The organism is Butyrivibrio hungatei (genome assembly GCF_900101605.1).
Lineage (GTDB): Bacteria > Bacillota > Clostridia > Lachnospirales > Lachnospiraceae > Butyrivibrio > Butyrivibrio hungatei_B.
Map to the genome: position 1 here is coordinate 49,573 of NZ_FMUR01000013.1, position 24,124 is coordinate 73,696.

Sequence of the window (24,124 nt, forward strand, 5' to 3'; positions counted from 1 at the left end):
CACTGCAAAATCGTAGTGCTCAGACACTTGTTTTTTAGCCCTTGAAATCAATCGTAGTTCCGACGGTGCGCTCGGAAGTAGACATAATCTTGTTTGATGAACTGTTGTAAGCGTATGTCTGAACTTTAGATAAAAGTTCTTCCATTGAATCGGCCTCAAACATAACGAAATTTTCATCATCAATTTCATTAATATCATTGTCTGATTCAGCCTTATCAGCTTCTGCTTTTTCGGCTTTTTTCTCTTTTGCTTTCTGAATACGCTCTTCACGGGCTTCTTTTTCAGCTGCTTTCTTTTCTTTGGCTTTTTCCGCTTTCTTTTCGGCAGCCTTTTTCTCAAGGCGTTTTTTCTGCAGATCGAGAGAATCGCTTACTGTAGCGAAGAAACTCTCTTTGCCGTTTGAGTCGACGGACATTCCGAAATTCTTTATATTTGCGCCGCTGCTTGTAAGTCCCATCTTTGCCTGCATCATTTTGGCCTGCGATGAAGCGATGATTCCTTCGTACTTATTGCGGAAGGCTTCGTCTGTGGCCATGCGCTCAAGCTTTTCTTCATCTATGAGAACTACCATCTTGTTGGCATTGCCGTATGCCGCAGCATTCTGCTGAACCTGCGCCTTCATATCCTTGCTGACGGTGATGAATTCCATGTTGTGATATTTGGCTTTGAGCTTATCAAGATAGTCTTTGGCTTTATCCGAAAGCTCTACATTGCCGATGGTCATACCGTAATCCGTCATTGAGGGAACGAGCGAACTCTTTGTATCAATCGGACTCCATGACTTTAATTCTGTTTTGGAAGATTGAGAAGCTTTGGCCGCAGTTGCCTGATTGCTTTTATTTGCATAAGAAGTTTTGGTAATCTCTGAGTTACCGCCGGATGCGGAAATACTGCTTATTCCTGACATATTTTTATTACCTCCTTGTAAAAAGTATGCTCTTTCCAAGTGTAAACGTATTAGTATACTTGAATTATGAGAGCGGTGCTGAAATCCTTTTCAAATACCATGAGCGAATACTTACCCATTTCTAATTTTTTTATCGACGAAAGCATTTGGAAAATGAAGAGGAAAAATATAAAATAATTATAAAAGTAACTTGTTCATAGATTGGCTTGAATGTTATATTCAAAAATAAATAATATCGGAGACAGCACAAGATCTGAGATTGAATATGCAAAGAGACATGGGAAGACCATTTCATATCTGGAAGGAGAAAAAATATGACAGAAATCGAAGCAATCAAGGCCAGACATTCGGTTAGAAGTTATAAGCCGCAGATGATCGAGCCGGAGAAAATCATACAGCTAAGAGCCAAAGTGAGTGAGCTCAATGCTGAGAGCGGACTTCATTTGCAGTTTATTGAAGATGCGGGAAGAATATATAATAATCTGATAAACAGAGCAAGGGGACTTGGTTCGGCACCGAGCGTTATCGCATGTGTCGGCAGAGCTTCGGATGACCTGGAACAAAAGATTGGTTACTATGGCGAGAAACTGGTTCTTTTTGCACAGAGTTTAGGACTTAACACATGCTGGACAGGGGGCTTTAATCATAAGACCATATCCGCCGAAGTTGCTCCCGATGAAAAACTTGTTATAGCTATCGCAATAGGTTATGGCAAGGACCAGGGGAAAGTTAGAAAATCCAAGACTTTTGAGCAGGTGGTTGAGGCAGCAGGTGAGCGTCCGGATTGGTTTAATCAAGGCGTTGAGATGGCTCTTTTGGCTCCCACTGCAATAAATCAGCAGAAGTTCGTGATAAAATTTGCAGATGGTGAAAAAGTTGAATTTATTGACAAGGGCGGCCCTTTCAGCAAGGTGGATATCGGTATCGTAAAGTGCCACTTTGAGATCGGTTCGGGGAAAAAGATCTGATACTGTTGCTTGGAAACGCTTGAAAACACTGGGAAACGAAATATCGAAACTTAAAAAAATTCCGATTATGAGTTAGAATAGAATTCAAGTGATTGGAAAGAAAAGGAAAGGAGTAATGGTCATTTTCGGATGACCATGATAACAGGGGAATGGACAAGAAAAAGATAGCAACAATAGTGGAGATAGTACCGATAGTATCGGCAGTTTTGAATTTTATCTTTTTATATGCTTTTGAGGACTCAAACTTTATAAGAGCAATCAATTCAATTACAATGTTTTTTGCTTTTTTTGGCTTTGTGTTCTTTTTTGTGGGACGTTCATTGGGAAAAGGCGACAAGACTGTAAAGATCTTAGGTATATTTGATATATTTGCGACGGTATCGGTTATAGCGATATATATTTTGGCATTTCTTGCGATGGCAATGTAAAAGTGATCGCGGTCGATACATAAAAATGGGGATATAAAGGCATTTGATGACTAAAATATGAAAAGATTGCAAATACAATATCAAACACTTATAATTGCTAAAGACTATAAAGTTGGTTATAATTAGGAGTGAAATGGGCAGGGATAATTATGGCCCCTGTAAACTGCTTTGCAGGAGGCTTTTGGAGGAGAAAGTGTAGTACCTGCTTATTTTGTATGTGTATGATGAAAAAGGGTTTGTGGAGGATGTTGGTTTGTTAAAGACTTTTTCCGTGACGGATATTGGAAAGAAGCGAAAGCTTAATCAGGATTATATCTTTTCCTCAGATAGAAAAATCGGTAATCTTTCCAATGTGTTTATTGTTGCGGACGGCATGGGAGGTCACAACGCAGGTGACTACGCGTCCAGGTATACGGTTGACACAATGGTGGAAGAGATAGAGAAGTCTTTTGAACAGAGTCCTGTTAAGATTCTCGAGAATGCGATAAAAATTGCGAATCACAACCTCAGAGAAAAAGCGGCAGAGAACCCGTCGCTCTTTGGTATGGGAACAACGGTTGTCGCATGTACGGTTATCGGCAGATATTTGCAGGTTGCGAATGTCGGTGACAGCAGGCTCTACGTCATCAATAATAAAATCACCCAGATAACAAGAGACCATTCCCTTGTGGAAGAGATGGTCAGAATGGGCGGAATTGATAGAGAAACTGCTCGGACACATCTTGATAAAAATATTATCACGAGGGCAATCGGTGCCACGGAAACTGTAGACATCGATTTTTTTACAGTGGAACTAAATCGAGGGGATATCGTCCTTATGTGTTCGGACGGTCTCACAAATATGCTTGAAGATGAAGAAATCCGCATGATTGTCAGCGGTCAGCGAGACATTATAGAAAAGGCCCAGAAGCTGGTTGTCGCGGCAAATAATAACGGAGGCAAGGATAATATAGCAGTTATCCTGATAGAACCCTTTGCCGATGAACCCACTCGCGATGGAGGACTGAATGATTAAAATAGGTATGGTGATCGGAGATCGCTACGAGGTGCTTGAAAAGATCGGCACCGGCGGAATGTCCGATGTGTATAAAGCAAAAGATCATAAACTTAATCGTCTTGTTGCGGTAAAAATACTGAAACAGGAATTTTCGGAGAACGAGAATTTTGTAGCGAAGTTTCGTGTTGAAGCACAGTCAACAGCAGGACTTATGCATCCCAACATCGTGAATGTATATGATGTCGGCGATGAGGACGGTATCAATTATATCGTCATGGAGCTTGTAGACGGCATTACTCTCAAAAAATATATTGAGAAGAAGGTCAGACTCTCTGTAAAAGAGGCTGTCAGCATTGCTATACAGGTTGCCATGGGTCTTGAGGCTGCGCATAATAACAATATCATTCACAGAGATATCAAGCCTCAGAATATTATGATCTCCAAAGACGGTAAGGTTAAGGTTACAGACTTTGGTATTGCGAAGGCTGCTACAAGTAACACCATTACCTCCAATGTCATGGGTTCGGTGCATTATACTTCTCCGGAGCAGGCAAGAGGCGGATACAGCGATGCAAAGAGTGATATTTATTCACTGGGTATCACACTTTTTGAGATGCTTACGGGAAGAGTTCCTTTTAACGGGGACACTACCGTTGCGATAGCAATCAAACACATTCAGGAGGAACTACCCACACCGGCAGACTTTAACGAAGAAATTCCGATCAGTGTGGAGAAGATTGTTCTTAAATGTTGTCAAAAGAGTCCTGACAGAAGATATCAGAATGCAGCTGAACTTATTCAGGACCTCAAGAAATCACTTATTACACCCGACAAGGATTTTGTATCTATGGTGGATCCCGATGAGGACGGTGTAACAAGAGTTGCATCCGATGAGGAGGTGAGGCATGTGAAGAGCAGAGATTCACGTATGCCCGAACCTGAGCAGATGAGACTTAAACGTGATGTAGTCAGAGAGTATGAACAGGATGACTATGACGATTATGACAGAGAAATAAGAAAATACGGCAGAGATTACGAAGACGAAGAAGCCGAAGAAGAGGAAGATTACTACTACAGGGAAGAGCATGACAGAAGACGCAGAGGAACAATGCAGGAAGACGGTAAGATCGAGAGAATTACATCTTCAATAGCAATTGTAATGGCGGTCATTGTGGCTCTTGTTGTTGTTTTGATCGTTGCAAGAGGAATCGGACTTTTTGGAACTATTGATTCAGGTGAAGCTTCTTCGGGCGCAAGTAATGTCAAGGTATCGGCAGAGGACAGCGATAAGGGAAAGGTTCCCGATGTGGTCGGAAAGACATATGCCGAGGCAAAGTCGTTGCTTGAAGATGATAGAGGATATAAGGTAAAAAAAGAAGCCGATAAAGATAATGTAAAACCTAACAACACCGTTGTATCAACATCACCGGGGGCAGGCGAGAAGCTTGATAAAGGCTCCACTATCACTGTGTATGTAAGTAACGGTTCAAATTACAAGGGAAAAGCAGATGCATCAACTGAAGCTTCCTCAATCGAAGGTGAGATTGAAGTTCCCGATCTTGTAGGACTTGAGACGGATGAAGCTATGGCTGTATTGGTAGAAGCAGGACTTGAGCTTGGAACAGCCAAGGATGTTAAGAATTCCGATCCTAAACTTATAGATAAGGTCTGCAGACAGATCCCTGAAGCAGGAAAGAAGGTTAAGGAAGGAACTGTTGTACATATAGAGGTATCTACAGGACCCGGTGAAATTTCATATTCCTTTAAAGAGAGTTTACCTGCACCTGAAGGCGGAAAATATCCTTATAATCCCGGAGATAAGGTGCATATAACCATTACTTCCTCGGAAGGTACGGTACTTCGCGAGTTTGATACAACTTCATTCCCGTATCCTGTTGAAATTGCCGGAATTAAAACACCCACGGGAGTTGTAAGTTATACATATTATGTATCCGTACCTGCGGCAGAACCCGATGCAGGCTTTGTTCCGGAACGGGTTGATGTTCAATTGCGAGCTCAGTTTACACAGGAGACCCATTAATGCAGGGAAAGATAATTAAAGGAATTGCCGGCTTTTACTACATAGAAACTCATGATGCGAGAATCTATGAATGTAAAGCAAAGGGCATCTTCAGAAAAGATAATGTAAAACCGCTGGTTGGAGATAATGTCATGATAGACATTATCGACGAAGAGAATAAAAAGGGGAATATCACAGAGATACTTCCCCGTAAGAACCGGCTTTTAAGACCGCCTGTTGCCAATGTGGATCAGGCGGTTATTTTGTTTGCCATAGTTAAGCCCGATCCCAATTATAATTTGCTCGATCGCTTTCTTATCATGATGAGACAGCAGAATCTTCCGGTTATAATATGCTTCAACAAGCAGGACATTGCGACGCAGGAAGAGCAGCAGGAACTTTATAATGCATATGAGAAGTGTGGATACAAAGTTCTTTTTATAAGTGTAAAAGAGGAAAAGGGACTTGATGAGTTAAAAGAGCTCCTTCGCGGAAAGACCACAACTCTTGCGGGACCAAGCGGAGTCGGAAAATCTTCGCTTTTAAATAAGCTCGTACCTGATGCTCTTATGCAGACGGGAGAACTTAGTCGTAAGATAGACAGAGGAAAAAATACAACAAGACATTCGGAGCTCTTTTACGTAAGTGAGTTGTCGCAGGGCGACGAAGAGACCTATCTTTTCGATACTCCGGGATTTACTTCACTTAACTTAAATGATGTGACTACCGACAATCTTATGCAGTATTATCCTGAATTTGAAGAGTTTGAACCCGAGTGCAGGTTCGGTGGCTGCTCGCATATTGCAGAGCCTGACTGCGGTGTAAAAAATGCGCTCAGCGAAGGGAAAATCTCTGCGGTTCGCTACGAAAATTACAAGATAATATATGAGGATTTAAAGAACGCAAGGCCGGATTACAGTAAAAAAGCAAGACGATGACTTTTGCGCTTGATAATTAAGAAGCATGACATCTTAAATGAAATTGCAGAAATCCGCATTAATGGAGAATACAAGATGAAGATATACGTTACAAGACACGGACAGACAGATTACAACAAAAAAGAACTGATGCAGGGAAGAATTGATATTCCTCTCAATGAGACAGGAATGGAGCAGGCATGCGCAACCAAAGCCAAGATCGGCGATGTTAAGTTTGACGCGGTATATGCAAGCCCGCTTACTAGAGCGGTTCAGACTGCATCAATTATCGGTGATATAGATCCTTCAAATATAATAACCGATGAGCGCATAATTGAAGCGGACTTTGGAAAATATGACGGAGTAAACTATTACAAAGTTGCATTTCCAATGACTGCATACTGGACGATTCCCGAAATCTTTCCCGCACCGTCGGGAGTCGAAAAGGTAAAAGACATGGTAGAGCGCACGAGATCTTTTTTAACAGAGCTTGAGCAAAAAGATTATGAGAACGTGCTCGTTGTCTGCCACGGCGGAATCATTCGTCCGATCCGCGGCTACTTTGAAAACGCCAAGCGCGGCTACATCTGGCGTCCCCGTCCCAAGAACTGTGAAATCTTCGTATACGAATCCAAAGACGGCACACACCGCCTTGTTAAGGACATTAAGTGAATGTTGAGAAAATAGTGAAATGTTAAGGTTTTAATTAAATGAATATATTATCAACAAAGTAAAAGGTATCAGTATATAAGGTGCATTTTTGCAGTTTTTTTGTGAGTTGCAACATTCAAGAGCATAAAAAGACGGAGTAATTTATTCTGTTTTTCAATCCATTGTTTGAGCCCATTTATGGGCGAGTTTGGATTGAAAGAATAAATTACTCCGTCTTTATATGCCTTGAATATCAACGAACAAAACTTAATGCGAAAATGCACCTTATATGCCGGTACCTTGAACTTCTCGCATAACCTATCGGTTAAAGAATGATTTTACTCGTTGGGCAGTGTTTCGGCACGCTGTGCGATATTCTGCTTGAAATTTATAACATCATGGTCGTATTCCTCATCCATGAAACTTGAATGAAGGAGGAAGTCTGCGGTTGCCTTGTTGTTGGCAAAAGGAATGTCGTAAACCTGTGCGATTCGCATGAGCGCTTTGACGTCAGGATCGTGAGGTGCTGCTGTGAGCGGATCTGAGAAGAATACAACGAAATTAATCTTGCCTTCTACGATCTTTGCACCAATCTGCTGGTCGCCGCCCAAAGGGCCTGAATTATACCCGCGTACAGGAAGATTTGTGGCATCTGTGATCATTCTTGCCGTTGTACCTGTACCACAAAGAAAATGTTTTTTTAATGTCTCGGCATTATCTTTGCACCATTTTATAAGCTCGGGCTTTTTGCCGTCATGAGCAATAAGTGCGATCGATTTCTGCTTCGGAATCGTGAGTGTAATTGTATCTGACATGAAACTCCTCCTTATTTGCGCGTTATTTCTTTATCTCTTTTTTCCAAAATACACCATAAAACAAATAGTGTCAAAGAGTCTTGATTGTATTATTTGTTAATTTTTTTGACCTTTTTTCTCTAACCCCTTATAATTACGATATGAGTAGAAAAAATTTTAATTACAAAAACAAAATAATTATTCTTGCACTACTGCTTGTTACGGTGTTTTGCTTTGCAGGTTGCGGAGATTTTCTTTCACAGTTTGAAGAAACAGAGGAGATATCATCGGGACTTGCGACAGTTTCTGATGTTATGAATGGCTTTGTTTCCGATGCAAGTTCTTATCTTGAGTCTGAGTTTGGAGTCGGAATTGAGATAGAAGGCTTTAACGATGCTGACTCTGAGGCCAAGAAGAAAATTAAAAAAGGAGTGGAGAAGGCAAAAGAAGTAAAAGAAAATCTGGAGGAAGAGGGAATCTTAAGCGATCCTTCCGATATCGAGCTTCATGATGTTGACGGAAAAGGCAAAAATTACGCTTTTACCTACGGAGATGAAGAATTCTCTGCGGTTTATACCAAGGATAACTGGAAAATCGTGGACTCATACAAAATCGAAAATAATGAGGATATGAAGATAATCTGCTCGGCTCTTATAGAGGAACACCAGGTGCACGGAAGAGATATGGAGTCCTACAGAACGCCTGATGATATGGCATATGAGTGGGAACAGCACAACATTGCTTATGCATTTCTTCCTGACGATAACAGATGGAAAGCAAAGACCAAAGATGTCGATCTCAATCCTGCCGACCAGGGACTTTCTTTTACAGAGATTTATGAGCAGCAGACGGGAAAAGAACTTACTATTGATGAGCTTATGAAGCACATGAAGGAAGGATGACTTCTATGACTTATTTTACGTGTTTTTTTCTTGACGATGAAAAAGATATTATAGTAAGTCTTTATAAAGATCTTGATAAGATGTGGTATGTGCTTTCGACGCCGAATCATCACACAGGGAATCTTATACGGAACTTCGCCGCAATATGCAAACTGAGTCTTTCTGAGGACGGAAACGGAATGCTTGTTGCAAAGGGCGAAGTTCCTTGTTTTATTGACGGAAACAATGAAGAGAGCTATATATTTAGCCTTCGCGATGTTGAGATAGCAAAGATCTTTCCCGACAAAAGAGTGGAAGTTATGGCATCTGTCCCTGCGATTGCAAAGACGTTGATGAGCCAGACCAAGAATTATCAGCTGGATCTTAATAAGACTATTTTTAAGACTTACATAAACAAGAATCTCAAGTTCAGAACAGACCTTCATACGCATATGAACGGCAACCTTCCGGCGGATATCCTGATTGCACTCGGGATCTACCATCAGATACGATATCCCTTGTATTATGTAAAAAAACTCAATCTCGAGCTTACGGAAAAGCAATGGATCAAGATGCTGAAAAGCAGAGAGAAAGTGGCAAGACAGTTTTCATCATCAGATCTTTCCGGAAAATATCTGGACAGAAAAATAGATGACAACACCTTCATCAACTTCGCGGATCTTATTCTGAATAACTTAAATGATGCGGAGCTTAATATCGTCAAGATAAGGGGCTCGCTTGCCGTTATAAAGGACGGACAGGCGGTTTTTACAAACCTTGAGAAGGTTTATCTTTATAGATATGTCTTTACCAAAGGAAAAGAATGTGATGAAAAGATAGATATTCACAGCGTTTCCCAGATTCCGGATGAAGATGTGAAAAAAGCATTGAATCAAATGCTCATGGATAAAGAAAATGATGAATATTGCCACAATACTCTTTTCCAGGACAAACTTCTCTGGATAGCCAGAAACTATAAAAGACAGGGAGTTTGCTATGCGGAGATAAGCGATACGACGCTTGTAAAAAAGTATGAATCGATAGATATGCTAAAGCAGGTGCATGAAGTAATGCCTGCAATACACAGAGAGACCGGCGTTATGATAAGGTTTCTTGCCGCAATGCGAAGGATACCTCTTACAATCATCAAAGATGCGGTGACTCCTTCAAATTATCTTGAGCAGAACCTTGAAGTTCTGAAGGCAACAGCGCTCGATCCTTATGTTGCGGGATGTGACTTTGTCGGAGAAGAGATAAATGACATAATCACTTTGAAGCCCGCATTTAAGGAAATAGTCAAGATTGCTGCCAAAGATCCTTCGTTTGTGATAAGAGTTCATGCGGGTGAGAATGACAGCCAGAAAGATAATATATCTCACAGCATTCAGTGTGTAAAAGAATTTCTTGCACCCGATCAGCAGATGCCGCGGATGAGGCTGGGACATGGACTTTATACCTACAGTCCCAGATCAAAGAAGGGCAAAGAAGTCCTTAAACAGCTTCGGGAAAACGGCGTAGTTCTTGAGTTTCAGCTTACGAGCAATGTAAGACTGAATAATCTCAATTCACTTGATAAGCACCCGCTTAAGCAGTATTTAAAGCACGGGCTTAAGTGCGTTCAGGGAACCGACGGAGCGGCTTTGTACGGGACAAATTCCGTTGACGAGCAGCTTTCTCTTATTAAGATGCTGGGGCTTACGGATAGTGACATAAGCCTCATGAAGCAGGCTGAAACAGAGATAATAGAATTAAGCAGGGCATCCTATGCAGCCAAGAAACAGAAGTTCAATGCGCTTATCAAGGACAGAGATATCGAGGAAGTACTTCTTGAGAAGATGAAAGCTGTTAAGATATCGGAAAGGAGACTTTCATCAAAGGGGCTTTTGCTCGATGCCAATAAAGAACTCAAGGAGCGCATAAGAGAAATTTCGTGGTCATATTTCCCGGTAGTGCTCTTGGGCGGAAGCTTTAACACAGAGAACAGAGCTACCAGAGTGACCAAAGAGGGCGCCGCGCAGCTTGATGCCCTTATGGATAAGCTTAGTCCGGAAGAAGTCTGTTTTGTCATCGGGCATAAGCTTTCAGGGTATGAAAAGTATCTTCTTGATAATAACAAGAAGAAATTTAAAGTCTATGCTGTTGTTCCTGCCATGATAACAGAGAAGGAAAAAGATATGCTTCTTTCTTATAAGGTCAGGATCAGAGTTTCTACGGAGACTCAGGGAATGGGCATTTACAAGAGCTTTAACTACGAGATATTCGAGAGAAGACCGTCTATGGTTGTTGCCTTTGACGGTAACAGCGCCGCAGCCAATCTCATTCAGGAAGCCAAGAACGGAAAAGGAAAGGCTCACATCTTGGTGTGGGGACATTCCAAGACACTTCGTCAAAAAGCGCTTTCGCTGAAAGGTTATGTAGATATTTTTGATGAAGAAATTAACCTTGGAGGCAAGGTGACAGATCCGAAGATCTGATAGTAAACGCAGATATTTACTGGGATGCACCATATTGGTGCATCCCTTTTTTCAGGTGGTGCTTGTATAATATAATGGGAAAAGAGATACTGATTTCAACATCTTGCGCAGATGAGAATATAGATTTTTTGAAAGGAATTTTTTATATATGGTAGAATTTGGCGAGCAACTAAGAATAGCGAGAGAAAAGAAAGGGATGACGCAGCAATCTCTTGCGGATCAATTGTTTGTGAGTAGGCAATCAGTTTCACGTTGGGAACGCGGTGAACGTTATCCTGATCTTATTACGACAAAAAATTTATCTCAGATTCTGGATGTGAGCCTTGATACTCTACTGTCCGGAAAGGAGATGGTAAAAGTGGCGGAAAGAACTCCCGTTGTTGAAAATAAACTTGTAAATAATATGGCAATTGCATTATATGCCATCGTAGTTATATCTTTTTTTATAAAAATTGCTGAGAAGGCAATGATATTATTTATTCAGTCATTTAAATCTTTGTCTGAATCAAGGCCGATGAACTATATGCATGGTTCCGAGGATGAACGCATTGTTGTTCTGAGATATATAATTTATGTCATTATTTTTTTATTTGCTTTATATCATGCAATAAAAGATACGTTAACACCTAAGAAAATAGGCGTGATGATGATGGGCTTTTTCATTACACTGTTTTTGCTTGATGGGACTATAGTATTCACTTATTTGAATAATTTTTATGCTTCTTTAACTGATGGGGTGGATACTATGATATGGCTTCGTAAAATAGTGGTTGAATTAATGCAAGCTACTGTTCCGGGTGCTATTGGAGCGGTTGCATCATATTTCTTTTTTATACGCGAAAAAAATCGTAAATTATGGGTAAATATGATCACGGCAATTGCAATTGCCGGTATAATCGGCAATTTATATGATACGTTTCATGACTTAAGCAAATCGAGAATGTTTTTTCCTGCAGCATCTATGGTCACAACAACCGCCAGAGAGACGGCAGCAGATTTTGTTCTGGGTATTGCGGTATTTGTTTTGATCGTCTATCAGACACATGTCTTGTACCGAAAGAGGATAACAGCTGAGAATCTTAGTGCGGAATAATGTTTTTACAAGAACTTCCCACACCCCTGTTAAGTGCAGAAGTGTATGTGCTGAAAATGCAGTAATTGTGCAAAAACAGACACCCCGATTTTGTGTAATTTTCAAGAAAAAAGCACCCCGATTTTATGCAACTTTCTGTGAAAAAGCACCCCGATTTTATGCATTAATATTGACGAAGACTAGGAAAATGCTGTAATATCAAAGTGTAAAAATCGAAGGAGAAATGGTGCTTATGTTAAAAAGAAAAGCATATGCGGAACTATTGAATTGGAAAAGACAAAGGCGTGAAGAACAATTAAAAAAATGCCTTTTAATAAAAGGCGCTAGACAGGTTGGAAAATCTTTTATTGTAAGAGAGTTTGGAGAAAAAGAATATGAGTCTTTTATCAGCATAGATTTTTTTAAACAAAAGCAGTTAAAGCAGATATTTGATGGTGAGTTATCATCTGAAGAGATATTTAAAAGAATGACGGCGAATATTCCGGGAATAAAGCTTATACCCGGAAATACGCTCGTTTTTTTGGATGAAATTCAGTGCTGTGGTAATGCGCGCACTGCTCTGAAATTTTTGGCAGAAGAGATGCGCTATGACGTTATTGCATCCGGATCATTATTGGGACTTTCTTATGGGCAGGATGATGACGATGAAGTTGAGGAACCTGCTTCTCTTCCTGTTGGATATGAAACACAACTTGTAATGTATTCTCTGGATTTTGAAGAGTTTTTGTGGGCTTATGGATATGATTCGGATGTGATCAATGAGCTTAAGGAATATATGGGATCTGACGTGCAGATTCCTGAAAGTATCCATAATAAATTTGAAGAGCTTTTTAGGGAATTTATTGTTGTGGGCGGAATGCCGGAAGTGGTCATGGATTTCGCTATAAACAAAGATTTTAACAGAGTTATGGACATTCAGAATAATATCATCGCGCTATATCAGGATGATATTACTAAACATGCAAAGGGAAAAGAAAAGCAGTTGGTTAGAATGTGCTATGACGCGATTCCGAGACAATTGGCTAAAGAATTAAAAAAATTTCAGTATTCAACGGTTGAAAAAGGACAGACCAGTCGAAAATTCGGAGGCAGCGTAAAGTGGCTTAAAGATTCATGCTTGGTAAATGCTTGCTACAATATTTCTGAACCGTATATTCCGCTTATGGCAAACGAGAAGCCTGAACAGTTCAAACTGTATATAAATGACACAGGGCTCTTGACTTGTATGTACGGATTTGAAACCAAGCGGGCAATACTTAACAATACAATTAAGGGAAATGCTAAAGGTGGCATTTATGAAAATATAATATCTGAATGTCTTATCAAACGCGGCTATAATCTCCATTATTATAAACCGGATGATGAGCATGAATTGGAGTTTCTTATTGAAAAAGATGGAGAGGTAGTACCGATAGAGGTGAAGGCTGGAAATACGGCATCGGTTTCACTTAATAATTTTATAAAAGAGTATTCGCCCGATAAGGCATACAAATTAATAGCCAATAGGAATGGGGTGTCAGGTGCGAAAATAATACTGCCACATTACTATGTGTTATTTATTTAGATGAATTTTTTGTTTTATCAAGCATATAACTGAAACACAGATATTTACTGGGGGGCTCCATATTGGCGCGCTCCTTTTCCAATGTGTTGCTTGTAATATTTTGGACTGAAAATGATACTGAAGATAACTTCTTTGAACCTGAAAAAAATTGAGAGGAATATATGGGAGGAACGTCAGTATGTTATCAGTATTTTCAATATGTTTGTTTGGAAACAACATAGGTGTACATTATATATTAATAGGGATTGTGTTATTACTTTTTGTATTATTTGTAGTCGTGATCGGCGGGGATATTTATGATATGAGAGGGGATATTTTTGCGAGCATGAAAGAAAAATAGCATGGAGAGCTATGTTCTGGTATGTTGATAAAGATTCAAGTTTCTTTTCGGAGTGGTGAAAAAGAGATCGCTGAGGCTACAACATAATGATATTCTGCATTACCAACTGAAGTCTATACATAGATATTTAATGAGGTGCACTGGTATAGTGCACCTGATTATTGCGATTCGCAAAAGACAAAAAATGATAGGTTTACATAACAGAAAATAGGAAGTAAGTATAAAATCACAGGAATATAATTCTTACTTGGTATATATGAGAAGTCAGGTGCCTTTGTGTCCACAGAGTAAACCTCTCGGCACCGTACTATTACTATTACAAGGAAGTTTTTGCCAAAATGAAAACACATAGATCGACTGTAATTAATATGACAGAAGGAAGCCCGGTTTCTTTGATCATCCGCTTTTCTATACCCATGCTCATCGGAAATCTTTTCCAGCAGCTGTACAATCTGGTGGATTCTGTTATTGTGGGACAATTTGTCGGCGCCGATGCGCTGGCTGCGATAGGAGCAACCGGCTCTGTGACATTCCTGTTTTTTGCCATGTGCAACGGAATCGGAAGTGGCGGAGGAATCATAACATCCCAGTTTTTTGGTAAGGGCGATAAAAATGAGATAAAAAGCTGTATTGTAAATACAGGTTATATAATGCTGGTATTCCCAATTATTGTCGGTATAGTTGCGTTTCTTTTATCTGAACCGATTTTAAAAATGCTTGCAACGCCTGATGAGATAATGGCAGATGCTGTGGCATATCTTAGGATCATGTGCCTCGGCCTTGTTTTTGTGTCACTTTATAACTATGCATCTTCGATGCTTAGGGCGCTCGGTGATTCAAAGACGCCGCTTTACTTCCTTATCTTTTCATGCCTTCTTAACACAGCGCTTGATGTGCTGTTCGTGTGTGGACTTCATATGAGTGTGGCCGGCGCGGGAGTTGCTACGGTTATTTCGCAGTTTGTTTCGGGAATCAGTTGCATAATTTATGCGATATGCAGAAATGAGTATTTCAAGATGAACAGAAACGACCTTAAGTTTGACATGGTAATTTCAGGGAAAGTATTAAAGCTCGGAATTCCGTTGTCGCTTCAGTTTTCGCTTATTGCAATATCCTGTATGGCGCTTCAGAAGGTTGTAAACTCATTCGGAAAAGTAGCCGTTGCCGCATTTACTGCGACAAGCAGAATAGAACAGCTCATTCATCAGCCGTATCAGACGCTCGGAGCCGCACTTTCTACCTTTACGGGGCAGAACTATGGTGCGAATAAGACTGACCGTATTACAACAGGTTACAGGAAGAGTATGATGCTGATGGCAATCTTTTCGGCTGCTATGCTTCCCGTTATGCAGTTTTTCGGCGAAGTTATAATCAGAATCTTTGTTGAAGATGAAGAAGTTATCGCGATGGGAGCGATGGCGCTTAAAATATCAAGCTTTTTCTATGTTATGCTGGGAATGATATATGTTGTAAGAGGGGTGCTAAACGGATTCGGAGATTCGTTTTTTGCCCTGCTCAACGGAATTGTCGAAGTTATCGGCAGATTTATTGTTCCGGTTCTTTTGACACAGATTTCGTTTATCGGACTCTGGGGAATCTGGTGGTCTGTCGGAATCGTCTGGTCTATGAGCGGATTTACCGCTTGGCTTAGATATGTGTGGTATAAAAAGAAACGGATCAAGGAAAGCAATATCGGTGCGGAGCTTGCGGCTCATTAATAATGCGTATGCATGGAACGGAAAGGACATATGGGAAAAAATCTTGATTTTCATAAACCGACATTTGAAGAAGCAGCGAAACTTTCGGAGATATATGCTTTAAGAGACAACAAAACCTGCGACAGTACGGTTCTTGATACTTATCTCTGGAAATATCTTTATAAAACACAGATATATCTTGAGGACGAGGCAGCAATCATATTGATGCGGGATGATAAAGGCTATTTTGCGGCAATGCCATATTGCAGGGAAGAAGAACTGCAAAAGTATTTTGATCTGCTTAGAGATTATTTTAATGAGGAGCTTAAGGTACCGCTCAGAATCGATCTTGCGGATGAAGAAGCATTAAATGCGCTTGGCCTTTTTGACAATTCCGATTTTGTGGTGGAAGAGGAAGCCGATTTTAAAGACTATCTTTATGATGCAAACGAGCTTAGAACTCTTGCGGGAAAGAAATTTCAGAAAAAGAGAAATCTGGTAAACAAATTCATGAAGGAATATGAGGGCAGATGGGAATATAAGACCATGTGCTGTACGGATGAATATTTCCTTGAGCAGTTTATGGAAAAATGGGTTGGTACAAGACTCTCTGAAGGTGTCGAGAGCGAAGATACGCTTATAATGGAAAAAGACGGCCTTATAGATATTCTGAGAAACTGCGATAAAGTCACGTTCAGAGTCGGGGGAATCTTTGTGGATGAGGTTCTTGAGGCTTTTGCGATAGGTTCATATAACAGCAGAGAGAAGATGGCTGTTATCAGCGTTGAAAAGGGCAATTCTGAAATTCCCGGAATATATCAGATGATCAATCAGCAATTTCTTTTAAACTCATATGAGGATGCGGAACTTGTAAACAGAGAAGATGACATGGGACTCGAAGGACTGAGGCAGGCCAAGGAAAGCTACAATCCGATCGGCTATGCCAGAAAATACAGAGTTTGCGAGAAGGTCATCTGACGGAAAAAGCGAGAGAAGAATTTATGATAATAGAATATGCGGAAAAAGAGAGGACAAGAAAACTTTACGAAGAGGCATTTGAAGATCCGAAGGAATTTGTCGATTATTATTATTCGGACAAGTGCCTCGATAACAGGATGATAGTGAGCTTTGAGTGTGGGGAAGTCGTGTCGATGCTTCACTTGAATCCTTTTTCTGTGAATCTGTGCGGGACGGTCGTTCCAAGCTATTACGTTGTTGCAGTTGCAACCAAGAAGAATATGCGCCGCAGAGGGCAGATGACGCGCGTGTTTGATAAGACATTTGAGCTTCTTGAGGGTGAGAAAATCCCTTTTATATTTCTTTTACCTGTTGATGAGTCCATATATTCATGGATGGGCTTTGAGAAGATATGCGATTTTTCTAAAGACAGGATTCCAAGTTATGATGAAATCCGGAAAAAATATGATATCTACTGCGTCAGAGACGATGATTATATCAGGAGAATGAACAAGGAAGATGAACTTCGAAAACTTGACATGGGAGAAGTACTTCCCGACAATCCCGTGATAATGGCTAAAATTACCAATCTTGATGCATTTAATGCTGCTGCCGGAATGGCATTTACGGATGAAAAAGAAGCTCTTTATTGGATGAAAAAGAAACGGATATATATTTGCGAAGAAGTGTAAAGCCGCATGGTTACTACATGTCGCCACTGCGTTGACCGCGATTTTTGAGAGTGTAGCTTGTTATTTTTTCTCACAGACGGGATAATAAAATCACATCTGCAGGTGAAAAAATCGAAAGGAGCGGATTTGATTTATATGGTCGAATTTGGCAAGCATCTCAGAAACGCAAGAGAAGAAAAAGGGATAACGCAGCAGACTCTGGCTGAAGAATTATTTGTGGCAAGACAGACAGTGTCTCATTGGGAGTGCGGCAAACGTTATCCTGATCTTATTACGGCAAAGAGAATAACTCAGATTCTGGATGTGAGCCTTGAAGACCTTTTATCCGAGAAAGATATGGCGAAGGAAGAGAAAAGAGATCCTGTAGTTGAAGTTGAGAATGAAGCGTCAAATAATATGATGTTGGCGCTTTATACGGTTATTATAATGTTTATGATCAGAAGTCCGTTTAGCAATTTTATGGGATTTTATACGGAAGCGATCAGGTTTGTTCAAGAAGCTGAATTGTTTAGGATGTTTGTTCGCATTCATCATGTGGTACAAATTCTTTACATAGTAATTTTTACATATTGTGTGTTTAATGCTGTTAAGAGGACACTCACACCTAAAAGAATTGGAATTGTTTGGCTGATATTTTTTACGGTTAATGCTTTATTCTATTTCTGCAATTTCTTTAGTGTTTTTCGTGAATGTTTAACCTGGCAGGTCGTGCTGCTTACGTTTGCGGATATTCTGCTTAATGCGTTCGGAGCGGTTGGAAGTGTTTCATTTTTTATAAAAAACAAAAATTGCAAAATATGGAGTATGATTCTGAGGATTGTTTCAGTGCTCGGATTCTTTGGGGATGTAGTGCTTTATTATGCGCATGAGATTAAGATGTCGCGACTTATTCCAAATTATTTACCGGGGCCGGGAGCCGTACTTGAAACGCTGATTTTAAGACTTCCACTGTATGTTTTGATCATTTATCAGGCAATAGTGCTGTACAGAAGACAAGATAACACTGCCGAAGTAAGTGGCAAAGTAATAGAGGAAGGAGCGAATGTTTAATATGGTTGAATTTGGTGAACAGCTCAGAAAAGCAAGAGAAAAAAAGGGAATGACCCAGCAGGCTTTGGCTGAACAATTGTCTATGACAAAGCAGACTGTATCACATTGGGAATGCGGCGAACGCTATCCTGACCTTGCTACAACAAAGAAAATATCACAGATTCTCAGTGTGAGCCCGGATGATCTTATATCTGAAGAAGATATGGAAAATATAGTTGAAAGAAATCCTGTTATAGAGAATAGTCTGATAAATACCTTAATGGTATTGCTTTATACGGTTGCTGTAATATCACTTATAATTACGCCGTATCCGCGGTTTTTGGGTTTTAATGTAGAAATTGTCGATCATTCCACGTTGGAACAAAAGTTTGGTGAATTTTATTTTTTCGGCGGTGTTTTATCTTTACTTCAGATTGCAGGCTTTTTGTATTGTTTGATAAATGCGATAAAAGGGAAACTTTCGCCCAGAAGAATCGGATTGGGGTGGATGATGTTTTTTACTGTTAACTTTATAATCCATTGTAGCAATCTTATCACCGTATTAAGCTATGGAGCGGATTGGCATATTATTTCACTAATATTGGTAAATGCTATGATCAATCTATTGGGCGTAGTTGCATGTATATTCTTTTTTATAAAAAAGAATAATAATATAATGTGGGCGACAATACTTGGAATCATTTCAGTATTTGGATTGTATGTTAATGTATTACATGAGCTTTATGATTTTATCAGAACAGCTATAGAAGGCGACTGGCATATAAAATGGTATGGATATTCATACTATTGGTACAAAGCCGCACTTTATGCATTCATTATTTATCAAGTAGTAGTGTTGTACAGAAAACGCAAAGTTGTTGCGGAGATAGAGGCAATTGACAAGTAAAAGATTATGGTTGGCACGGGAGGTCGCATGGTCTGCTATGAATTTACGGAGGAAGAGTCATGATAAAAGTGTATTGCTATTCAAGATGTTCAACATGTAAGAAGGCTTTAAAGTGGTTGGATGATAATGGAATTAAGTATGAGAGCCTTGATATAAAAGAACAGCATCCTGATAAAACTACTCTAAAAGAGCTTAACGAAAAGAGCGGTCTTCCGCTCAAGAAGTTCTTTAATACAAGCGGAATTCTGTATAGGGAGATGGAATTATCAAAAAAGATTCCGAATATGAGTGATGATGAGATGCTGGATATTTTGTCATCTGACGGAATGCTGGTCAAGAGACCGCTTCTTGTTACAGATACTGAAGTGATTCCGGGATTTAAAGAGGAAACATGGAAAGCAGCATGTTTGTAATCAGCATAATACTTTTACGTATCAGCGAGCAAAGAGTTGCAAAGCAGCTCTTTGTTTTTTTGAGAAATGTTAGCAATGGCTAACAAAAAGTGATATTATGAAATCCATAGATGATATTTTGTATGGAGGAAGAGTATGAAAGCGAATTATAAAAACTGGATGCCGAAGGGAATGATAAAAGGGGCGCTTATATCAACAGTAGTGTTATGTGTGTTAACTTGCTTAGTGGGAATCGGAACAATAGTAGGAAAGATTTTATTGGCTTTAACGATACTAAGTGCATTTATGACTATATGGATGTTTCTTATGTACAGAGCTTTTTCTTACAACGGAAAAAGGCAGATGTCAAAGCAGATAATTGAAGGCGTTTCATCATATATGAAGATTCCTGACGGTGGCGTAGGTCTCGATGTTGGATGCGGTAGTGCGGCTCTAACAATTGCATGTGCAAAGAAAAACCCTAATGCAAGAATGATAGGAATAGACAGATGGGGCAAAGAGTATGCTTCTTTTAGCAAAAATCTGTGTGAAAGCAATGCTTCTGCCGAAGGTGTTTCAAATACGACTTTTCAGCAGGGAGACGCTGTGAAGCTTGATTTTGGCGATGAGACCTTTGATGCGGTGACAAGCAATTACGTATATCACAATATTCCAAGTAAGGACAGACAGGCAATCTTGCTTGAGACACTAAGGACTCTTAAGAAAGGCGGAACTTTCGCAATCCATGACATTATGTCTAAAAGCAAATACGGAGATATGGAAAGTTTTGCAAAGAAACTCAAAGATATGGGATATGAGCAGGTAAGGCTTATTGATACTACAAACGGAATGTTTATGAGCAAGTGGGAAGCTTCATGGATGGGACTTTCCGGTTCTACTCTTTTAATAGGCAAAAAGTAACAGGAGGACAAGATGATCAAACTTACAGGACTGTCCGATTCGGAAGTTGATGTTATCGCAAAGCAGATAGCTGACGCATTTTACGATTATGAATATAATAAAGAGGACCAAGGACTTATAAAGTTTATTCCTAACAGAGAAAGTATGTATACATACATTGGCGGAATTATCAGAGCTGCCTACAGAAGCGGTATTATTTATACAACTTCTGAGAAAAGAGAAGGCTTTCTTGTTCTTTCGGGAGAAGGAGTAGGAACTGTCGGCTTTGTAGACGGAATGAAGATGATATCTGCAGAGAAAAGAGCTCTCGGCGGATTTAAGAAGATGAAAGAGTTCATTTCAGCATGCTTTTCTAATGGTCATTCCATCGAAACAAGAATGAAAAAAGCCAAAAAGAAATTCATTAAGATCGAAGTTTTGGTAGTTAGAAAAGAGTTTCAGAAACAGGGATTTATGAAGAAGATGCTAAAGTATGTATATGATATGGCAGATAAAAAAGGCATTTCTGTAATTCTTGACACCGATGATAAGGATAAGAGCGAAAGGTACAGATATCTTGGAATGGAGCTTGACCGAGTAAGAAATTGCGGAGAGAACTTCCATATGTATGACCTTATCAGAAAACCTGAGATTGCTTAGTATATCAGTAAAAAGACTAACTATTAAAAGTCAACAAGAAAATGAAGATTTTTGAATAAAACATCGTTAAGTGTTTTAGATAGCCTGGAGGCAGGATTAAGCCTCAATCAGTACCTTGAAAACTGCATGACAAACAGAGCATCTGAACAGGTGCTCTAAGAAAAGGATGTAAGTTAAAGACTCTTTATTTTCGGTAGGCTTCGCCTGTAAGTTCCATCCGATAGATGGTGCGTATCAGCTTTTTCGCCGCATGACCGATAGCAACATTGTAGTGCTTGCCTTCACTTATCTTTTTAGAGAGGTAAGCGCCGAAACTCTCATCCCAGTGGCAGACATATTTTGTGGCATTGAACAAAGCATACCGTAGGTAACGAGAGCCCCGTTTTTCCATGTGGGAAAAGCAAGAATCAAGTTGTCCTGATTGGTATGTAGATGGCGATAACCCTGCAAATGCAAGTATCTGATCGGCATTGCTGAAGCGGTTGAAATCGCCAATCTCTGCAAGAATCATGGCTCCCATACGGTAGCTAATACCAGGGATTGTCATAATCGGAGAGTCGCAAGTATCCATAATGGATTTGATTGAAGCTTCGATTTCATCAATCTCATCCGTCATCACCTCGATCAGATGGATGGTGTGCTTCAACTCCATTGATTTTGCCGGCATAACAGAACCGATTGAATCCTTTGCAGCATCTCTTATGGTGACAGCCATATTTCGTCCGTAGCGTCCCTTAGAAGCTGTTTCAAGGACATTTCTTAGATGTGTAAGGTGACTTTCAGCAATGTAAGAAGCACCGGGAAACTCAGAAAGTAAGGCGTACACAGAAGCCATATGAAGATTAGGAACGAGCTTTTCCAGTTCCGGAAACAGGATATTAATAAGCCGAGCCACAGACGATTTAAGCTTGGCTCGCTCTTGAACCTTGTCAAAACGGTAGCGGGTTAATGACTTGAGTTCTTCGCTGTGATATGATGTGTCTGAGTAGGGCTTGAGAGTCTTATCAGTCATCAACATCATAGCAATCGAACCGGCATCGACTTTATCCGTTTTCGTCTTTCTAAGGCTTAAACCTTTTCTGTAAAGATTTGTGTGTAGCGGGTTGATAACACAGGTGGGTAGACCTTTATCAATGAGCGATCCGAGAAGATTGAGTGAGTAGTGACCGGTAGCTTCAAGACCTACTTTTATTTCGGTCCTATCATCAGTCACTGAGAAAATCTTTTCATACAACTCATCAAAGCCTGTCTTGTTATTCGGGATAGTAAACACCGGATAGAGATTATCGGCTTCTGATCCCAGGATGCAGCAATCATGCTTATCCTTTGCAACATCGATACCAACGTAGATCATACATGTGATCCTCCTTAAAAGTATTTGACGCTGTATTGGATCCACAGGGCTCTCTGCCGATGTAACCTCGTTCTACATAAACCGTCATGCGGTATCTAACTGATTAACATTGTGACAAAGAGGCTGTGGTTGGAGCCTTTTTGAAACCGTCTATGCGGTAGGAGGAACGAACCAATCCACAGCATCTTCAACAGCATATCCTATACCTATAGAGAAGGTAAAGAATGGATATGACTATATAATACGAGGAGGTGCGTCATGGCAACATTAAATGAAAGAAAAGTAGCGGTAGTAGGTTGTGGATTTGTCGGATCGGCATCAGCATTTGCACTTATGGAAAGCGGCTTGTTTTCTGAGATGGTGCTGATAGATGTGAACAAAGAAAAGGCAGAGGGTGAAGCTCTTGATATAAGTCACGGACTTCCTTTTGCAAAGCCTGTGCAGATATATGCGGGTGATTATAAAGATGCTGAGGATGCGGCGGTTGTCGTTGTGACTGCAGGTGCGGGTCAGAAGCCGGGCGAAACAAGACTTGATCTGGTAAAAAAGAATGTCGGAATCTTTAAATCCATCATTCCCGAGATTGCAAAATATAACACGGAAGGAATCCTTCTTATTGTTGCTAATCCTGTAGACATACTTACATATGCGGCGGCAAAACTCAGTGGATTTCCTGAGAACAGAGTATTCGGTTCAGGTACCGTGCTTGATACCGCAAGGCTTAAATATCTTCTCGGAGAACATCTTAAGATTGACAGCAGATCTGTTCATGCCTGCATTATAGGCGAACACGGAGACAGCGAGATCGCGGCTTGGAGCAGTGCGAACGTATCGGGAATCCCGCTCAATGATTTCTGTGAGATGAGAGGTCATTTCGAACATGAGAAATCAATGAAAGAGATCGCCGAGAATGTAAAGAACAGTGCATATAAGATCATCGAGAAAAAGGGCGCAACATACTACGGAATTGCAATGAGTGTAAGACGTATATGTGAAGCCATTGTAAGAGATGAAAAGTCAATCCTTCCCGTATCAAGTATTCAACACGGCGAGTTCGGAATAGATGATGTTGCACTCAGTATGCCTGCAATTGTAGGAAGGAGCGGTGTTGAGGGTGCAGTGCCGATCAGGTTAAGTGACGGCGAAAGAGAAGCGCTTAAGGCATCGGCAGATACACTTAAGGTAGTTCTTAAGGGAGTACTATAATCCATAAACAGGATAAAAATGATACTATTTCTCATTAACCCCTAAAACACTTCTGATTCATTGACATGTAAAATGTGCTATAATAAAATATGCGGTGTTAGCATCTGCTAACACTTGAGTAAATCATGTGAATTCCTCTTTTGATTAGCCGGACTTATGAATCGGCTACTAGCGTACTGGCAAGATGACAATTAGATAAATTACTTGCGAAATAATCCATGTACTGCGTTGTCGTCAATCGTCGATGCTCGCATCGACGATGGTCTCCGCCTTGTACATGAATTATTTCACTTCGT

The 24,124-nt window shown here is 40.2% G+C and carries 22 protein-coding genes; 19 read left to right on the forward strand and 3 right to left on the reverse strand.

Annotated elements, in window-relative coordinates; translation table 11 throughout:
- Positions 1-34 precede the first annotated feature (34 nt).
- Positions 35-907, reverse strand: coding sequence for a DUF6033 family protein (locus BLP87_RS16085; protein WP_074462739.1), 873 nt, complete (start codon positions 905-907; stop codon positions 35-37).
- Between the two features lie 314 nt (positions 908-1,221).
- On the opposite strand from BLP87_RS16085, the gene BLP87_RS11060 reads away from it, so the two are divergent.
- The 6 genes from BLP87_RS11060 (at position 1,222) to BLP87_RS11085 (ending at position 6,909) form a co-directional block, all read left to right on the forward strand.
- Positions 1,222-1,875 (forward strand): nitroreductase family protein, encoded by a 654-nt coding sequence (locus BLP87_RS11060; protein ID WP_074462740.1) that lies wholly within the window; start codon positions 1,222-1,224, stop codon positions 1,873-1,875.
- Positions 1,876-2,024: 149 nt separating this feature from the next.
- Positions 2,025-2,303, forward strand: coding sequence for a hypothetical protein (locus BLP87_RS11065; RefSeq protein WP_026655448.1), 279 nt, complete (start codon positions 2,025-2,027; stop codon positions 2,301-2,303).
- 253 nt (positions 2,304-2,556) lie between these two features.
- Positions 2,557-3,318 carry a Stp1/IreP family PP2C-type Ser/Thr phosphatase gene (locus BLP87_RS11070; protein ID WP_074462763.1) on the forward strand — a complete coding sequence of 254 codons (762 nt, stop codon included), beginning with the start codon at positions 2,557-2,559 and terminating at the stop codon, positions 3,316-3,318.
- Positions 3,311-5,341 carry a Stk1 family PASTA domain-containing Ser/Thr kinase gene (pknB, locus tag BLP87_RS11075; protein WP_074462741.1) on the forward strand — a complete coding sequence of 677 codons (2,031 nt, stop codon included), beginning with the start codon at positions 3,311-3,313 and terminating at the stop codon, positions 5,339-5,341. The genes BLP87_RS11070 and pknB overlap by 8 nt, the downstream gene beginning before the upstream one ends.
- Positions 5,341-6,258, forward strand: a complete 918-nt coding sequence (rsgA, locus tag BLP87_RS11080) for a ribosome small subunit-dependent GTPase A (protein WP_074462742.1) — start codon at positions 5,341-5,343, stop codon at positions 6,256-6,258. The genes pknB and rsgA overlap by 1 nt, the downstream gene beginning before the upstream one ends.
- A gap of 75 nt (positions 6,259-6,333) precedes the next feature.
- Positions 6,334-6,909 carry a histidine phosphatase family protein gene (locus BLP87_RS11085; protein ID WP_074462743.1) on the forward strand — a complete coding sequence of 192 codons (576 nt, stop codon included), beginning with the start codon at positions 6,334-6,336 and terminating at the stop codon, positions 6,907-6,909.
- Between the two features lie 317 nt (positions 6,910-7,226).
- Here the strand turns inward: BLP87_RS11085 and BLP87_RS11090 are convergent, their stop codons facing one another.
- Entirely contained in the window at positions 7,227-7,703 is a 477-nt protein-coding gene (locus tag BLP87_RS11090) for a methylglyoxal synthase (protein ID WP_026655443.1), read from the reverse strand.
- 140 nt (positions 7,704-7,843) lie between these two features.
- Here BLP87_RS11090 and BLP87_RS11095 point away from each other — a divergent pair, with 140 nt between their 5' ends.
- The 12 genes from BLP87_RS11095 to BLP87_RS11150 all read left to right on the forward strand — a co-directional run bounded on the left by BLP87_RS11095 (position 7,844) and on the right by BLP87_RS11150 (position 21,268).
- Positions 7,844-8,584 carry a hypothetical protein gene (locus BLP87_RS11095; protein WP_143002132.1) on the forward strand — a complete coding sequence of 247 codons (741 nt, stop codon included), beginning with the start codon at positions 7,844-7,846 and terminating at the stop codon, positions 8,582-8,584.
- A gap of 5 nt (positions 8,585-8,589) precedes the next feature.
- Positions 8,590-11,037, forward strand: coding sequence for an amidohydrolase family protein (locus BLP87_RS11100; protein WP_074462745.1), 2,448 nt, complete (start codon positions 8,590-8,592; stop codon positions 11,035-11,037).
- Positions 11,038-11,185: 148 nt separating this feature from the next.
- On the forward strand, positions 11,186-12,130 hold the full coding sequence (locus BLP87_RS11105; protein ID WP_074462746.1) for a helix-turn-helix domain-containing protein: 945 nt from the start codon (positions 11,186-11,188) through the stop codon (positions 12,128-12,130).
- 232 nt (positions 12,131-12,362) lie between these two features.
- Entirely contained in the window at positions 12,363-13,694 is a 1,332-nt protein-coding gene (locus BLP87_RS11110; protein WP_074462747.1) for an ATP-binding protein, read from the forward strand.
- 678 nt (positions 13,695-14,372) lie between these two features.
- A complete protein-coding gene (locus BLP87_RS11115; protein ID WP_074462748.1) occupies positions 14,373-15,752 on the forward strand; it encodes an MATE family efflux transporter in 1,380 nt (459 codons plus the stop codon).
- A gap of 30 nt (positions 15,753-15,782) precedes the next feature.
- Complete coding sequence (locus BLP87_RS11120; RefSeq protein ID WP_074462749.1) at positions 15,783-16,709, forward strand: DUF2156 domain-containing protein; 927 nt, start codon at positions 15,783-15,785, stop codon at positions 16,707-16,709.
- A 23-nt stretch (positions 16,710-16,732) separates the two neighbouring features.
- On the forward strand, positions 16,733-17,380 hold the full coding sequence (locus tag BLP87_RS11125; protein ID WP_074462750.1) for a GNAT family N-acetyltransferase: 648 nt from the start codon (positions 16,733-16,735) through the stop codon (positions 17,378-17,380).
- Between the two features lie 135 nt (positions 17,381-17,515).
- A complete protein-coding gene (locus tag BLP87_RS11130; RefSeq protein WP_143002133.1) occupies positions 17,516-18,430 on the forward strand; it encodes a helix-turn-helix domain-containing protein in 915 nt (304 codons plus the stop codon).
- Complete coding sequence (locus BLP87_RS11135) at positions 18,423-19,316, forward strand: helix-turn-helix domain-containing protein (RefSeq protein ID WP_074462752.1); 894 nt, start codon at positions 18,423-18,425, stop codon at positions 19,314-19,316. Before BLP87_RS11130 ends, BLP87_RS11135 begins: the two co-directional genes overlap by 8 nt.
- Before the next feature lie 59 nt (positions 19,317-19,375).
- Positions 19,376-19,729: an arsenate reductase family protein gene (locus tag BLP87_RS11140; RefSeq protein ID WP_074462753.1), complete on the forward strand. Its 354-nt coding sequence runs from the start codon at positions 19,376-19,378 to the stop codon at positions 19,727-19,729.
- 135 nt (positions 19,730-19,864) lie between these two features.
- Positions 19,865-20,629 (forward strand): class I SAM-dependent methyltransferase, encoded by a 765-nt coding sequence (locus BLP87_RS11145; RefSeq protein ID WP_074462754.1) that lies wholly within the window; start codon positions 19,865-19,867, stop codon positions 20,627-20,629.
- 12 nt (positions 20,630-20,641) lie between these two features.
- Positions 20,642-21,268, forward strand: coding sequence for a GNAT family N-acetyltransferase (locus BLP87_RS11150; protein WP_074462755.1), 627 nt, complete (start codon positions 20,642-20,644; stop codon positions 21,266-21,268).
- 184 nt (positions 21,269-21,452) lie between these two features.
- Here BLP87_RS11150 and BLP87_RS11155 read toward each other — a convergent pair whose 3' ends face one another.
- Positions 21,453-22,622 carry an IS110 family RNA-guided transposase gene (locus BLP87_RS11155; RefSeq protein ID WP_026655297.1) on the reverse strand — a complete coding sequence of 390 codons (1,170 nt, stop codon included), beginning with the start codon at positions 22,620-22,622 and terminating at the stop codon, positions 21,453-21,455.
- 258 nt (positions 22,623-22,880) lie between these two features.
- Between BLP87_RS11155 and BLP87_RS11160 the strand changes: the two genes are divergently transcribed.
- Positions 22,881-23,828, forward strand: a complete 948-nt coding sequence (locus BLP87_RS11160) for an L-lactate dehydrogenase (protein WP_026667905.1) — start codon at positions 22,881-22,883, stop codon at positions 23,826-23,828.
- The last annotated feature ends 296 nt before the right edge of the window (positions 23,829-24,124 follow it).